Origin of the sequence: Streptomyces sp. NPDC087787 (assembly GCF_044743035.1) — a bacterium.
GTDB lineage: Bacteria > Actinomycetota > Actinomycetes > Streptomycetales > Streptomycetaceae > Streptomyces.
On the sequence record NZ_JBIUVQ010000017.1, the window covers coordinates 158,230 to 173,011 of the forward strand.

At 72.5% G+C, this 14,782-nt stretch carries 14 protein-coding genes; 8 read left to right on the plus strand and 6 right to left on the minus strand.

The features are described 5' to 3' along the window. Positions 1-45 precede the first annotated feature (45 nt). On the plus strand, positions 46-2,622 hold the full coding sequence (locus ACIOWN_RS26130; RefSeq protein WP_401983442.1) for a DEAD/DEAH box helicase: 2,577 nt from the start codon (positions 46-48) through the stop codon (positions 2,620-2,622). 488 nt (positions 2,623-3,110) lie between these two features. Beyond that, positions 3,111-3,998, plus strand: a complete 888-nt coding sequence (locus ACIOWN_RS26135; protein WP_362346026.1) for an alpha/beta hydrolase — start codon at positions 3,111-3,113, stop codon at positions 3,996-3,998. Here the strand turns inward: ACIOWN_RS26135 and ACIOWN_RS26140 are convergent, their stop codons facing one another. Further along, the gene (locus tag ACIOWN_RS26140) at positions 3,999-4,895 is read right to left on the minus strand and encodes an NYN domain-containing protein (RefSeq protein WP_362346028.1); all 897 of its coding nucleotides are present in this window, start codon (positions 4,893-4,895) and stop codon (positions 3,999-4,001) included. A 196-nt stretch (positions 4,896-5,091) separates the two neighbouring features. Between ACIOWN_RS26140 and ACIOWN_RS26145 the strand changes: the two genes are divergently transcribed. Beyond that, a complete protein-coding gene (locus tag ACIOWN_RS26145; protein WP_100568199.1) occupies positions 5,092-5,244 on the plus strand; it encodes a hypothetical protein in 153 nt (50 codons plus the stop codon). Positions 5,245-5,317: 73 nt separating this feature from the next. Here the strand turns inward: ACIOWN_RS26145 and ACIOWN_RS26150 are convergent, their stop codons facing one another. The 3 genes from ACIOWN_RS26150 to ACIOWN_RS26160 form a co-directional block, all read right to left on the minus strand. After that, positions 5,318-5,923: a MarC family protein gene (locus ACIOWN_RS26150; protein ID WP_362346030.1), complete on the minus strand. Its 606-nt coding sequence runs from the start codon at positions 5,921-5,923 to the stop codon at positions 5,318-5,320. 52 nt (positions 5,924-5,975) lie between these two features. Further along, positions 5,976-6,833, minus strand: coding sequence for a PHP domain-containing protein (locus ACIOWN_RS26155; RefSeq protein WP_362346032.1), 858 nt, complete (start codon positions 6,831-6,833; stop codon positions 5,976-5,978). A 172-nt stretch (positions 6,834-7,005) separates the two neighbouring features. Beyond that, a complete protein-coding gene (locus ACIOWN_RS26160) occupies positions 7,006-7,647 on the minus strand; it encodes a DUF6758 family protein (protein WP_362346034.1) in 642 nt (213 codons plus the stop codon). 149 nt (positions 7,648-7,796) lie between these two features. On the opposite strand from ACIOWN_RS26160, the gene ACIOWN_RS26165 reads away from it, so the two are divergent. After that, complete coding sequence (locus ACIOWN_RS26165) at positions 7,797-9,116, plus strand: MFS transporter (protein ID WP_401983444.1); 1,320 nt, start codon at positions 7,797-7,799, stop codon at positions 9,114-9,116. 50 nt (positions 9,117-9,166) lie between these two features. Here ACIOWN_RS26165 and ACIOWN_RS26170 read toward each other — a convergent pair whose 3' ends face one another. Beyond that, positions 9,167-9,751, minus strand: coding sequence for a suppressor of fused domain protein (locus tag ACIOWN_RS26170; RefSeq protein WP_362346038.1), 585 nt, complete (start codon positions 9,749-9,751; stop codon positions 9,167-9,169). A 487-nt stretch (positions 9,752-10,238) separates the two neighbouring features. On the opposite strand from ACIOWN_RS26170, the gene ACIOWN_RS26175 reads away from it, so the two are divergent. Together ACIOWN_RS26175 and ACIOWN_RS26180 are read left to right on the plus strand one after the other, a co-directional pair. Beyond that, on the plus strand, positions 10,239-11,354 hold the full coding sequence (locus tag ACIOWN_RS26175) for a magnesium and cobalt transport protein CorA (protein ID WP_100568205.1): 1,116 nt from the start codon (positions 10,239-10,241) through the stop codon (positions 11,352-11,354). Positions 11,355-11,376: 22 nt separating this feature from the next. Beyond that, positions 11,377-11,889 (plus strand): hypothetical protein, encoded by a 513-nt coding sequence (locus ACIOWN_RS26180; RefSeq protein WP_326803987.1) that lies wholly within the window; start codon positions 11,377-11,379, stop codon positions 11,887-11,889. Between the two features lie 22 nt (positions 11,890-11,911). Here the strand turns inward: ACIOWN_RS26180 and ACIOWN_RS26185 are convergent, their stop codons facing one another. Beyond that, positions 11,912-12,658 (minus strand): hypothetical protein, encoded by a 747-nt coding sequence (locus ACIOWN_RS26185; RefSeq protein WP_362346042.1) that lies wholly within the window; start codon positions 12,656-12,658, stop codon positions 11,912-11,914. Positions 12,659-12,878: 220 nt separating this feature from the next. Between ACIOWN_RS26185 and ACIOWN_RS26190 the strand changes: the two genes are divergently transcribed. Together ACIOWN_RS26190 and ACIOWN_RS26195 are read left to right on the plus strand one after the other, a co-directional pair. Beyond that, positions 12,879-14,162 carry a magnesium transporter MgtE N-terminal domain-containing protein gene (locus ACIOWN_RS26190; RefSeq protein WP_362346044.1) on the plus strand — a complete coding sequence of 428 codons (1,284 nt, stop codon included), beginning with the start codon at positions 12,879-12,881 and terminating at the stop codon, positions 14,160-14,162. Next, the gene (locus ACIOWN_RS26195; protein WP_362346046.1) at positions 14,152-14,751 is read left to right on the plus strand and encodes a DUF1003 domain-containing protein; all 600 of its coding nucleotides are present in this window, start codon (positions 14,152-14,154) and stop codon (positions 14,749-14,751) included. The genes ACIOWN_RS26190 and ACIOWN_RS26195 overlap by 11 nt, the downstream gene beginning before the upstream one ends. The last annotated feature ends 31 nt before the right edge of the window (positions 14,752-14,782 follow it).

Consider the following 14,782-nt stretch of genomic DNA (forward strand, 5'->3'; position numbering starts at 1 on the left):
GCCCTGGAAGCCGTCGGCATCATCACTCCCTTCCCCATCCAGGAGATGACACTCCCCGTGGCCCTCACGGGCACGGACGTCATCGGCCAGGCCAAGACCGGCACCGGCAAGACGCTCGGCTTCGGTCTTCCGCTCCTGGAGCGCGTCACCGTCCCCGCCGACGTCGAGGCGGGCCGCGCGCAGCCCGAGGACCTCACCGACACCCCGCAGGCGCTCATCGTCGTTCCCACACGCGAGCTGTGCGTGCAGGTGACCAACGACCTGCTGACCGCGGGCAAGGTGCGCAACGTGCGCGTCACCGCGATCTACGGCGGCCGGGCGTACGAGCCCCAGGTGGAGGCGCTGAAGAAGGGCGTCGACGTGGTCGTCGGCACCCCGGGCCGCCTGCTGGACCTGGCCGGCCAGAAGAAGCTGAACCTGAAGCACGTCAAGTGCCTGGTGCTCGACGAGGCCGACGAGATGCTCGACCTGGGCTTCCTGCCCGACGTCGAGAAGATCATCGACATGCTGCCGGCCAGGCGGCAGACCATGCTGTTCTCGGCCACCATGCCGGGCGCGGTCATCGGTCTGGCCCGCCGCTACATGTCGCGGCCGACGCACATCCGTGCCACCGCGCCGGACGACGAGGGCGCGACGGTCGCGAACATCAAGCAGTTCGTCTACCGCGCGCACTCGCTCGACAAGCCCGAGATGGTCGCCCGCATCCTGCAGGCCGACGGCCGCGGACTGGCGATGATCTTCTGCCGGACCAAGCGCACGGCGGCCGACATCGCCGAGCAGCTCCAGCGCCGCGGCTTCGCCTCCGGCTCGGTCCACGGCGACCTCGGCCAGGGCGCCCGCGAGCAGGCGCTGCGCGCATTCCGCAACGGCAAGGTCGACGTGCTCGTCTGCACCGACGTCGCCGCGCGCGGCATCGACGTCGAGGGCGTCACGCACGTCATCAACTACCAGTCGCCCGAGGACGAGAAAACGTACCTGCACCGCATCGGCCGTACGGGCCGCGCGGGCGCGAAGGGTACGGCGATCACGCTGGTCGACTGGGACGACATCCCGCGCTGGCAGCTCATCAACAAGGCGCTGGAGCTGGACTTCAACGACCCCGTCGAGACCTACTCCTCCTCGCCGCACCTCTTCGCCGAGCAGGGCATCCCCGAGGGAACCAAGGGCGTCCTGCCGCGCTCGGAGCGCACCCGCGCCGGGCTGGATGCGGAGGAGCTGGAGGACCTCGGCGAGACCGGTGGCCGCGGTGCGCGCGGTCGCGGTGGCCGGGGCGGCCGGAACGAGGGACGCCCGGCGGACCGTGATCACTCCGCGGACCGTGAGCGCCCGGCGCGTACGCCGCGTCGTCGGCGCCGCACCCGTGGCGGGGCGCCGCTGGACTCGGCGGCGGTCACGCCGGCCGCCGGTACGCCGGCCGACGCCGCGCCCGTCGAGGGCACGGTCGTGGAAGAGGCGTCCGGCACGCGTACTCCGCGCCGTCGGCGCCGTCTGCGCGGCGGTGCGCCCGCGCAGCCGGTGACAGCCGGCGAGCCGACGGCACCGTCCGAGCCGCTGGAGACCGTCGAGCCCGCGGAGTCCGCGGTGGCGACGGCCGAGGGCCCCGCTCTCGACGCCGCCGAGGCGCCCGCGAAGCCGCGTCGCCGCCGTACCCGCAAGTCGGCCGAGCAGGCGGTCACGACGGCCCCGGCCGGGACCGGCACCGAGGCCGCCCCGGAACCGGCGGCTCCGGCCGAGACCACCGCCGAGGCGGCCCTGGACACGGCCGAGTCCACCGGGGACCAGCCCGAGGCCAAGCCGCGCCGCCGCACCCGCAAGGCGGCGACCGCACCCGAGGCCGCGGCGGACGCCGCCGAGAACGTCGTCGACGAGGCGGACACCAAGCCGCGCCGCCGGACCCGCAAGACCACGGCCACCGCGCCGGAAACCGCGCCGACCGCCGCCGAGGGCGTCGTCGACGAGGCGGAGACCAAGCCCCGTCGCCGCACCCGCAAGGCCACTGCGGCCACGGTCACCGCGGAAGCGGCGGAAGCCGCCGTGGACACCGCCGAGGCCAAGCCCCGCCGCACCCGGAAGGCCGTCGCCGCGGTCGCCGCGGAGATCCCGGCGCAGGTGGCCGACGGACCGGACAGCGCCGCCGAGGCGGCGGTCGACGCCGCCGAGGGCGCGGAGGCCAAGCCGCGCCGCCGCACCCGCAAGGCGGCCGCGACCGAGGCCGTGGCGGACACCGCCGACGAGGCGGAGACCAAGCCGCGTCGCCGGACCCGCAAGACCGCCGAGACGGGCGACGCGCCCGTCGCCGACGAGGCCACGGCAGCCAAGCCCCGCCGCACCCGCAAGGCCGCGGCCACCGCGGACGCGCCGGAAGCCGCCGAGGCCAAGCCGCGCCGCACCCGGAAGTCGGTCGCGGCGACGGCGGAGGCCGACGAGGCGGAGGCCAAGCCGCGTCGCCGCACCCGCAAGACCGCCGAGGCCCCCGCGGAGGCCGCCGACGCGGTCGCCGAGCCGAAGCCGCGCCGTACGCGCAAGACGGCGGCCGCCGCCAAGGCGGCGGTGGACACCGCCGAGATCCCGGCGCAGACCACCGCCAAGGCCGCCACCACGGCGGAGCCCACGGACGCCTGACCGGCACTCCGGACGCCCGTACACCCCTGCGGCCCGGCCCCACCCCGAGTGGGACCGGGCCGTCGGCGTACCCGGCCGCCGCTTCACCCCGACCGCCCAACCCACCACGCCGCACCCGCAACGCGACGGCGCACACCGCCGAGATCCCGGCGCGCGCCGCCGCCAAGGCGGCCGCCGCACCGGAGCCCACGGACGCCCGTACACCCCGCGGCCCGTCCACCCCGAGTGAGGCCGGGCCGTCGGCGTACCCGGCCGCCGCTTCACCCCGACCGCCCAACCCACCACGCCGCACCCGCAACGCGACGATGGAGACCGCCGGCAGGGCCGGCCACCACACCGGAGCCCACGGACGCCCGTACACCCCGCGGCCCGCCGCCCGTACGCGGCGCGTCCCGGCTGTCGGTTCACCCGGTCGTCCGACCTCGGCTGCTTCACTCGAACTGCCGTCCCGGTGCCCCCGAAGGCGTCGTGACCGATAGCCTCGGCGCATGAGCAGGCCTCCTACGTTCGTCCCGCCGCCGGGGGCGCGTGCCTACCGGCTGCGTACCGCGCGCGGCGAGTTCGCCGTGGTCGACATGGCCGTGGCGGCCGGTGCCGAGCCGCGGGGCACCGCGCTGCTGCTGCCGGGGTTCACCGGGAGCAAGGAGGACTTCAACCCGCTGCACGAGCCGCTCACGGCGCGCGGGTACCGCACCGTGGCCGTGGACGGACGCGGGCAGTTCGAGTCGGACGGACCGGTGGACGACGAGTCCGCGTACGCACAGGAAGAACTCGCGCGGGACGTCCTCGCGCAGGCGGACGCGCTCGGCACGCCGGTGCATCTGCTGGGGCACTCGCTGGGCGGGCAGATCGCCCGCGCGGCCGTGCTCCTCGACCACTCCTCCTTCGCCTCGCTCACCCTGATGGCCTCCGGCCCGGCGCAGATCTCCGTCTCCCAGCAGCAGCGGGTGAAACTGCTGCGGGACGCGCTCGGCGTGATGTCGATGGCCGAGGTGTGGGAGGTCATCCTGGCGACGGAGCCGCCCGAGGAGACCGACACCGGCGCCGGACTCGACGCGGGCCTCGGCGACCAGGCAGACCTGCGCCACCGCTGGCTGGGCCACAAGCCCGCCCAACTCCTCGCAACGGGGCTCCAGTTGTGCACCGAGCCGGACCGCGTCGCCGAACTCGCCGCCCGGCCGCTGCCGTTCCACGTGCTCTCCGGCGCGCGGGACGACACCTGGCCCGTGCCCCTCCTGGACGACATGGCCCGGCGACTGGGCGCCCTGCGTACGGTCGTCGAGGGGGCCGAGCACTCCCCCAACTGCGACCAGCCGCTCGCCACCGCCCGTGCCCTCGCCGCCTTCTGGGACGGCGCCACCGGGGCGGCCGGCTAGTCAGAACTGCGCCTGAAGGTGCTCCCAGAAGCCGTCGCGCAGCGAGCGCCGCAGGTCGGCCTGGCCGCGCAGGGAGTACTGGAGGATGCCCTCGGCCTCGACCAGCAGGTCCTGGTCCACCGAACCGGGCAGATACGGATGGCCGGGGAGCAGTTCCAACACGGATTCACGGCCGCGCGCCGCGAGCCACTTGGCGGCGATCTGCGCGCCCACGAAGCGGACGTTCTCACGGGTCGGGCGGGCCGTCTGGGCGGGGTCGTAGGCGGGCGCGGTGCGCCGGGAGACGTACGGCTTGAAGAACTCCAGGTCGAGGGTGCGCTGGCTGTCGACCTCCCAGAGCAGCGGCTCGGCCTGGTTGCGGGCCTCGGGGGCCTCGATGCCCCACAGGTGCACGCGGGCGCCGTAGCCCTGGGCGGCCTCCACCGCCGAGACCAGGTCCTCGTCGCCGCCGAGCAGCGCCGCGTCGCTGATGGCGCGGTGCCGGGCCAGTGACTCCAGATCCGTGCGGATGAGGGAGTCGACGCCCTTCTGCTGGTTGTTGGCGTTGAGGTTGCCCAGGCGGACCTTGACGTCCGGCAGTTCGGCGATCGACTGCTGCTCCGCGGTGTGGATGCGCCGGCGGGCGCCGTCGTACCAGTAGACGCGCAGCAGCCGGCTGTCGGCGAAGACGGTACGCGCCCGGTCGATGAGCGCGTCGATCAGCCCCTCGGCGTCCAGGTCGAAGGCGCGGCGGTCCTCCGTCCCAGCCACCAGCCGCCCCGCCGCCGCGTAGAGGTACCCGGCGTCCACGAAGATCGCGTGGGTCGAGGGCGTCTTCGCCACCTCGGCGAGCATGCGTTGCAGCAACTCGTTGGTGCGGTCGATGCGGGCGCTCAGCGCCCCGAGGTCACCGTTCATCGCCTTCCATTGTCCCGGCGGTCACGCTGTGAACACAACCGGTCCCAGTCGGTCAATTGAAGCTGCCTTACCGGTCACTCATTAGTCACTCGAAAAATTTCTTTAGCGTAGGGAATGTTTGCACGGTGCAGTCCGTTGTACCCGAGTGAAGCCAAGTAGTTCTCCTCAGGAGGATGACCAGACGAAGGGAGAGGCAATGCGCTTCGAAATCATGCGACTCGACGAGGTCGACGGTACGCCCGTGGACTGCACTGTCGTGGACGCCGCCTCCGTCAACAGGATCGTTCAGCAGGCCGCCGCTGTGGGACAGCGGCTGTGGATCCGCCCGGCCGAGACCACGGCCTCATAACAGGAACGGATCACCGCGGATACTTCGAAGCCCCCGTACGGCTGCCGTACGGGGGCTTCGCGCATGCGCGCGGTCAGGCGCCCCGGATCACCTGCGTGACCCCGTTGATGATCTGCTGCACGGCGATCGCGGAGAGCATCATGCCCGCGAGCCGCGTCACCAGGACCACGCCGCCGTCCTTGATGACCCGGATGATCAGCAGCGAGTAGCGCATGACCAGCCACAGCACCACGTGGATGGAGAGGATCGCCGACCACACCGAGATCTGGCCCGCCACGCCGCCGGCCTTCTCCACGGCGAGGATGACGGACACGATCGCGCCGGGACCGGCGAGCAACGGCATGCCGAGCGGGACCAGCGCGACGTTGACGTCCTTGGTCTGCTTGGGTTCGTCCGTCTTGCCGGTGAGCAGGTCGAGCGCGATCAGGAGCAGGAGCAGTCCGCCGGCGATCATCAGCGCCGGGACGGACACGTGCAGGTAGCCCAGGATCTGGTTGCCGAGCACACCGAAGACGGCTATGACCCCGCCGGCCACGCAGACGGCCTGGAAGGCCATCCGCTTCTGCGTCTTGGCGGGTCGTCCGGCGGTCAGCGCGAGGAAGATCGGGGTGATCCCGGGGGGATCCATGATGACAAAAAGGGTGAGGAACAGGGAGCCGAAAACGGCAGCGTCGAACATCGGTGAGAGGCCTTGCGGAAGAGAAGTGACGTGAGAGCGGGAGCGGTGGGCCTCAGACCCCGCCGGCCCCCGGCACCGGGAACGCCCCGGTGGCCCGCCGCGTGATCTCCCCGTACACGTCGGGATGCGTCGTGAACTCACCGAGCGAGACGGTCTTGCGGCTGCCGTGGTAGTCGCTGGAGCCGGTCGTGAGCAGCCCCAGTTCGCCGGCCAGGCCGCGCAGCCGTGCCCGGGCGTCGGGGTCGTGATCCATGTGGTCGACCTCGATGCCGTCCAGCCCGGCCGCGGCCATCTCCGCGATACGGGCCTCCGGCACCGTACGACCGCGCTTGACCGCCGCCGGGTGGGCGAAGACGCACACTCCGCCCGCGCCCTTGACCAACCGGATCGCCTCGAAGGGATCCGTCTCGTGCTTCGCGACCCAGGCGCGGCCGCCGTCGGCCAGCCACTCCTGAGTGAAGGCGTCGCCCACGGTGGGTACCAGGCCGAGCTCGACCAGCGCCGTGGCGATGTGCGGCCGCCCGACCGAACCGTCGCCCGCGATCCGCGCGACCTGCTCCCAGGTGACCGGCACGCCCAGCGCGTTCAGCTTGGCGATCATGGCCTTGGCCCGGGGCACCCGGTCGTCGCGGACCAGCTCGCGCTCGGCGAGCAGCGCGGGCTCCGCGGGGTCGAAGAGGTAGGCCAGCAGATGCATGCTGATGCCGTCGACCCGGCAGGAGAGTTCGGCGCCGGTGACCAGGGTGAGCCCCTCGGGGAGCGCGGCGATCGCCTCGGCGTGCCCGCGGGTGGTGTCGTGGTCGGTCAGGGCGACGACGTCCAGACCGGCCGCGGCGGCGTTGCGCACCAGCTCGGCCGGGGTGTCCGTGCCGTCGGACGCGCTGGAGTGGGTGTGCAGGTCGATGCGCACGACACGGACTCCAGGCTCTGACAGGACGGAAGGGGACACCCCAGGATAACGGGCCCCGACTGGTGTTCTGTCACACCCGCGACCGCCGAGCGCCCCCTACGGCTCGCGCAGCCCGCGCGGCTCGCGCTCCCCACGGAGGCCCGCCCGACCCCCACGGCGGCCCCCGCACGCCCTACGGATGCAGCAGTCGCGGCGACAGGGCCCCGCACGGGACCAGTTCGAGTTCGGGGCCCGCGTCCCGCAGGTCGGCCAGCACCAACTCGTCGTACATCAGCAGCCCGGACTGCTCGGGCCACACCACCGCCCACAGCCACAGCCCGAGCGCCTCGCCGGCGAAGACGGCCCGGTCGTCCGGGGCGCCGGAGACGTGCCACAGCGGGGTGGGGCGGCCGCCGGCCAGGACCTTGGCGTCGGGCGGCTTCTCCACGTCCAGATAGGTGCCGGGGTCCGGGCCGTCGATGCCGGCGTAGCGCGCGCCGAGGCCGACGCCGAGTTCCTCGGCGACCAGGATGAGTTCGCCCATGCCGCCGAGCGGCCCGGGTCCCGAACAGGCCACCGCGGTGGCACGGCCGCCGCTGCGCTCGTCCCCGGCGTAGGCCACGCCGGTGAACAGCCAGCCGACCGGCAGCGGCCACGGCATCCACACCGGCACCTGGGTGCGCTGCGCCACGACACCGAGGGCTTCGACGCTGGGCGGGATCACGGGCTGCAGCGGATACACGGTCCCGTGCACATCGCACTGCCAGGAATCGCTGAAGAGTCCGGGAGCCCTGACCCGGCCACCGCACTTCGGGCAACTGGGTTCGCCCCTCATAGGGCCCCACGGTCCTACCCCGGCAGCGCCACGTCAAGGACGATCACCCGTCCGGCCCGGCCGCCCGGCCACGACCAACTAGATGCATGTTGCACCAATTAGGGTAGCTAACTTATTGTGTGTAAATAGCAACGATCGGAGGAGTCAGCATGCACAGCAGCACAGGGGGTCCCGCGGAGGGCGAAGACCCGTTCGACGCGGGCGCGGGAGGCATTCTGCGGCAGCCCCGGGCGGTCTGGGCGACGGCCGGCGCGTCCGTCGTCGCCTTCATGGGCATCGGGCTCGTCGACCCGATCCTGCCCTCCATCGCCAAGGGCCTGAACGCCACCGCGAGCCAGGTCTCCCTGCTCTTCACCTCGTACTTCCTGATCACCGCCGTCGCGATGCTGGTGACCGGCTTCGTCTCCAGCCGTATCGGCGGCCGCAAGGCCCTGCTGCTCGGCCTCGCCCTCGTGGTGGTCTTCGCCGGACTCGCCGGCACCTCGGGCTCCGTCGCCCAGCTCGTCGGCTTCCGGGCCGGCTGGGGCCTCGGCAACGCGCTCTTCGTCTCCACCGCCCTCGCGGTGATCGTCGGCGCGGCGAATCCCATAGGGGCCGGTGGGCGACGGGCGGGAAGCGCGGCGGCGATCCTGCTCTACGAGTCGGCGCTCGGCCTCGGCATGGCCTGCGGCCCACTGGTCGGCGCGCTGCTCGGCAACGCGAGCTGGCGCTATCCGTTCTTCGGCACCGCGTTCCTGATGGCCGTCGGCTTCCTGTGCATCACGGCGTTCCTGAAGGAGCAGCCGAGGCCCGCCCGCAAGACGTCCCTGCTGGACCCGGTCAAGGCGCTCGGCCACGGCGGTCTCGCCTCGGCGGCGGCCTCGGCGTTCTTCTACAACTACACGTTCTTCACGGTGCTGGCCTTCACGCCGTTCGTGCTGAACATGACCCCGTACAAGTCGGGGGCGGTGTTCTTCGCCTGGGGGGTGCTGCTCGCGCTGTTCTCGGTGGTGGTGGCGCCGCTCATGCAGGCGCGGTTCGGCTCGCTGAAGGTGCTCGGCGGCTCGCTGGTGCTGCTGGCCGCCGACGTCGTCGTGCTCGGCTACGGCGACCACACCACCGCCGTCGTCTGCACCGTCCTGTCGGGCGCGTTCATCGGCGTGAACAACACCGTCTACACAGAGCTGGCCCTCGGGGTGTCGGACGCCCCCCGTCCGGTGGCGAGCGCGGGCTACAACTTCGTGCGCTGGTTCGCCGCGGCCGCCGCGCCCTTCCTCGCGCCGAAGATCGCGGAGTGGACCGACCTCCACGTGCCGTTCCTGGTCGCGGGGGCGACCGCGGTGGTGGGCGCGCTGGTGGTCGCGGTCCGGCGTCGGGCCCTCACCGTCCCCCAGGCTCTCGACTCCGCTCGAGCAGGGGGGACCCCCACCGCGGAGGAGCCGCAGCCGCGGCACGCCGCCGAGGACAGCGTCACGGCCTTCGTCAACTGACGTGGGCCGACGGCCTGTTGGTGAGCTTGCTCACTCCGGCTCACTCCGGCTCACTCCAGCGGGACGGAACCGCGGGCCGGGTCCCGCAGGTCCGTCCCGTGGCTCAGCCAGCGCTCCCGCAGTGCCTGCGCGCCGTGCACCCGCTTCCAGGCGGCCTCGTTCGGGGTCATCGGCAGCAGCGGCAGGAACCGTACGGGGTCCCGCGGCTCGTCGAGTTCCAGGTCCTCCACCAGGCCGCCCGGCTCGGCCACCAGGACCGAGGTGAAGGGCGCGCCGGGCCACAGCGGCTCGCCCACGTCGAGCGAGGCGCCCGGCGCCACGACCACGCCCTCGACCTGCGGAGACGCCCCCAGCACGGCGAGCGGGCGGAGCACCTTGTCGGTGTCGGCGAGGCCGGCGCGGACGGAGAGGACCAGCTCGGCGCGCGGCCCCTCGACCGGATCCGCGACCAGCGCGGTGGGGTCGGTCATGGGCCGGGCGGACATGCCGAGGGTGGCGTACCGGACGATGTCCCCCTCGTGGAAGCGCAGCACCTCGAGCCGGTCCGTGCCGAGGAAGGTGACCGCGGCGCGGGCGTCCGGTTCGCCCAGCGCGGAACGCAACCGGGCCTCTACCAGAGGAAGAACATCAGCCATGCGGCGAGCATAGAACTCGTCAGCGGCAGGCAAAGCGGCGCCTTGACACACCGGGCTGCTGATACTCTGGGCCGGTCGTCCGGGGCAGCGCGCAACGGGGTGCCCCCCAGGTGTTCGACCCTGGGGAGGCCCTGATCCGGCCCCGGCGCCGATGGGACTCCCTTACGAGGGACCGGCCGGAGGAGGTGGGGCTGTCATGGATCGAAGTCGACCGTGCAGTAGCACCCGCTCTTCCCGCCGCTGATGTCGTCGCTCTGACTCCGGTCGGTCGCCACCTCTCGCGTTCGTGCCTTCGCGCACGTCATACGGAAGAGCACTTCGTTTCGTTTTGATCTGTCTGATCTGTCAGTGACGAAGCTCGCCACCGTGACGGTGCGGTGCTCCCCGCTTTGTGGACGTGCCAAACATCCCTGAGGCCCCCACGTCCTCATTCCGGGCAGTTCCGACCGCCCTCGGCCGCTCGTCGCTCGCTGCGAAGGAGCCCGCCATGTCGATGATCCGCGACCTGCGTTCCGTGGTCCGCACCTCCCGCCCGGCCCCGCGCCGGGACGACGGGGCGTACGACACCACGCGCGACCCGGCGGCCCCCTCGGCCATCGTGGACTGCGCCGTCTACCGCGACGGCTCCCGGGTCCCGACCGACCGGCCGCTCACCCCTCCGGAGGCGATGCGCCAGGTGCGGCGCGACGGGGGCTTCGTGTGGATCGGCCTGCACGAGCCGAACGAAGCAGAATTCGCCGGTATCGCCGCGGAGTTCGGGCTGCACCCGCTGGCCGTGGAGGACGCGGTCACGGCCCACCAGCGGCCCAAGCTGGAGCGCTACGACGACACGCTCTTCACGGTCTTCAAGACCATCCACTACGTCGACCACGACGAGCTCACGCCCAACAGCGAGATCGTGGAGACCGGCGAGGTGATGTGCTTCACCGGCCGGGACTTCTTCATCACCGTCCGGCACGGCGGCCAGGGCTCCCTGCGCGCGCTGCGGCACCGCCTGCAGGACGACCCCGAGCTGCTGGCCAAGGGCCCCTCCGCGGTGCTGCACGCCATCGCGGACCACGTCGTCGACGGGTACATGGCGGTCGCGGACGCGTTGCAGGAGGACGTCGACGAGGTCGAGACGGAGGTGTTCTCGCCGGGCCGTGGCGGCACCCCGCGCGGCACCGACGCCGGCCGGATCTACCAACTCAAGCGCGAGGTACTGGCGTTCAAGCGGGCGGTGTCGCCGCTGCTGCGGCCCATGCAGCTCCTGAGCGAGCGTCCGATGCGGCTGATCGACCCGGACATCCAGAAGTACTTCCGGGACGTGGCCGACCACGTGGCCCGCGTACAGGAGCAGGTCGTCGGCTTCGACGAGCTGCTCAACTCCATCCTCCAGGCCAACCTGGCGCAGGCGTCCGTCGCGCAGAACGAGGACATGCGGAAGATCACGGCCTGGGCCGCGATCATCGCCGTGCCGACGATGGTCTGCGGTGTGTACGGCATGAACTTCAAGTACATGCCCGAGCTGCACCTCAAGTACGGCTACCCGCTGATCCTGGGCCTCACGGCCGTGATCTGCCTGGGCATCCACCGGACGCTCAAGCGCAACGGCTGGCTGTGAGCGGGCTCGTTACTCTTCTGCCATGAACACCGAGCTGCTCGACCAGGCCCTCGTCGAGGAGGCCACCAAGAAGTCCGGCCTCGTCTGGGTCAAGGGCCCCGGCGTCCCGGCCCGCGCCCTGTGGCACGTCTGGCACGAGGGCGCGGCATGCGTGGTGGGCGACGGGCCCGGCGAGCAGCCGCTGCCCGGGCTGGCCGACGGAGCCGGCGCCGAGGTGACGGTCCGCAGCAAGGACAAGGGCGGCCGCCTGGTCACCTGGGCCGCGCGGGTCGTCGAGGTCGCGCCGGACTCCCCGCGGTGGCAGGAGGCGGTGGCCGAGCTGAAGGGGAAGCGGCTCAACGCGCCCGACGGCGAGGCCATGACCGCGCGCTGGGCCCGCGAGTGCCGGGTGCTGCGCCTGGAGCCCACCGGGACGACCGCGCCGCTGCCGGAGGACTCGCTGGCCGAGGCACCGCTGCCCACCCCGGCGACGACCCGCCGACCGGCCCCGGACGGGCTGCCGCGGCTGCTGGTGAAGCGGAAGCGGCGGAAGTAGCCCCCATTCCGGGGAACGGGAGTCAGGACGTCGGCAGCTGCTTGCCGTAGTCGACCGTCTCGCTCTTCTCCGGCCGGGCCAGGGTGAAGTCCTTGCCCCAGTCCGAGAAGCTCAGCGTTCCCGCGTCGCCCGCGCGCACCAGGCGGAGCGGGTAGGGAGTGCCCTCCAGGGAGACGTCCAGGGTGCCGCCGGAGCCCTTGCCGCCGGTGATGCGGATCGTGCGGACGCCCGCCTGCTCGTGGTGCCCGTCGGTCGCCAGCGTGCCGTGCAGCGTCAGCAGCCCGTCGAGGAGGACGTCCTTGTCCGTGAAGCCGCTGAACCGCTGGTACGAGGGATCGCCCTGCGGCACCTTCACATACTTGCCGTCCAGCTTGTCGGCGGCCCCGGTGGCCTTGCCGCTGCCGTCGACCTGGCCCCAGAACCCGGCGTCCGCCTTCAGGTAGAGCTGTTCCCCGATCCGCAGCAGCCCGAAGGCCGTCCCCTGCGAGGTGACCGAGCCGGTGCCGCCCTCGTCCTTCAGACGCATGTCGATCCGGTACGTACGACCGTTGCTGACCACGTTCCCGGACAGGTGCACGGTGTCCGCGGTGGCGGCCGCCGCCTTCGTCCTCGCCTGGATCTTCTCGGCCGGCAGTTTGCCCACCCCGTTGGTGCCCGCGTCCGGATCGTCCCCGGAACACCCCGTCAGACCCGCGACCGCGACGACCAGGGCACACAACGCGCTCGTCAGCGTGGTCCGGCGGGTACGGCCCTGGGGAATCACGGTCACAGGGGGAGCTGCCTTTCCGACGGGTGTCCTCAAACGGCGTACGGCAGCGTACCGGGGCCGCGCACGCCCGGCGGAACCGGCTCGTCCGGACCCTCACCAGGGCGTATCCGAGGTGGACGGGCTAGCCTGAAGCGCACCTGAGCGGGCAATTGGGAAAAGAAACCCGGCACACACGACACGCACCACACGCACCACACAGCCGCGCAAAGGAGGCGCAGCCATGGCAGCGGGCGCCCCCCGGATCTTCGTCTCGCACCTCTCCGGAGTCGCCGTCTTCGACCCGACGGGCGACCAGGTGGGACGCGTACGCGATCTGGTCGTCATGCTGCGCGTCGGGCGCCGGCCGCCCCGTCTGCTCGGACTGGTCGTCGAACTCGCCACCCGGCGGCGCATCTTCCTGCCCATGACCCGGGTGACCGGCATCGAGTCCGGCCAGGTCATCACCACGGGCGTGCTCAACGTCCGCCGCTTCGAGCAGCGGCCCACCGAACGCCTCGTCTTCGGCGAGCTGCTGGACCGGAGGGTGACGCTCGTGGAGACCGGCGAGGAGGTCACCGTCCTGGACATGTCGGTGCAGCAGCTGCCCGCGCGCCGGGACTGGGAGGTCGACCGCGTCTTCGTCCGCAAGGGCAGGAAGGGCGGCGCGTTCCGGCGCAACCGGGGGGAGGCACTGACCGTGGAGTGGTCCGCGGTCACCGGCTTCTCGCTGGAGGAGCAGGGGCAGGGCGCGGAGAGCCTGCTCGCCACCTTCGAGCAGCTGCGCCCCGCCGACCTGGCCAACGTGCTGCACCACCTGTCCGCCAAGCGGCGCGCCGAGGTCGCCGCCGCGCTGGACGACGACCGGCTCGCCGACGTCCTCGAGGAGCTCCCGGAGGACGACCAGATCGAGATCCTCGGCAAGCTGAAGGGCGAGCGCGCGGCCGACGTGCTGGAGGCGATGGACCCGGACGACGCCGCCGACCTGCTCGCCGAGCTGCCGGCGGAGGAGCAGGAGCGGCTGCTGGGGCTGATGGAACCCGCCGACGCGGCCGACATGCGCCGGCTGATGTCGTACGAGGAGCACACCGCGGGCGGTCTGATGACGACCGAGCCGATCATCCTGCGCCCGGACGCGACCGTCGCCGACGCCCTGGCCCGGGTCCGCAACCGCGACCTGTCCCCCGCGCTGGCCGCCCAGGTCTACGTCTGCCGCCCGCCCGACGACACCCCGACCGGGAAGTACCTGGGCACGGTGCACTTCCAGCGGTTGCTGCGCGACCCGCCCTACACCCTCGTCGGCTCGATCCTCGACGACGATCTGCAGCCCCTCCCGCCCGACGCCACGCTGCCGGTCGTCGCCGGGTTCTTCGCGACCTACGACATGGTGGCGGCGCCCGTCGTCGACGAGGCCGGGGCGCTGCTCGGAGCGGTCACCGTGGACGACGTCCTGGACCACATGCTGCCGGACGACTGGCGGCAGACGGAGTACGACCTGGACGAGGGGGCGGCGACGCATGGCGGCTGAGCGAGAGAGCACCCGCGAGCGGCTCCCGGTGGGGGCCACCGCCGCCGGACGGCCGCGGTCCGGCCGGCTGGACCAGCCGCGCCCGCCCCGGCGCCGGCTGCTGCCGGAGTGGGACCCGGACGCCTTCGGGCGGCTGTCCGAGCGCATCGCGCGGTTCCTGGGCACCGGGCGGTTCATCGTCTGGATGACGGTGATGATCATCGTGTGGGTGCTGTGGAACGTGGCCGCGCCCCGGCATCTGCGGTTCGACGAGTACCCGTTCATCTTCCTGACCCTGGCCCTGTCCCTCCAGGCCTCCTACGCCGCCCCGCTGATCCTGCTGGCGCAGAACCGGCAGGACGACCGGGACCGGGTCAACCTCGAACAGGACCGCAAGCAGGACGAGCGGTCGATCGCCGACACCGAGTTCCTGACCCGTGAGATCGCCGCGCTGCGCATGGGCCTGGGCGAGGTGGCCACCCGCGACTGGATGCGCTCGGAACTCCAGGACCTGGCCAAGGAACTGGAGGAGCGCACCGTCGACGGGCACCGCCGGCACGGTGTATTCCCGGCGGATCACCCGCGCGCGGGTGACATGGACGACCGCTGACGGGGTCCCCGGGGCCGCACGGGGCGCCGTA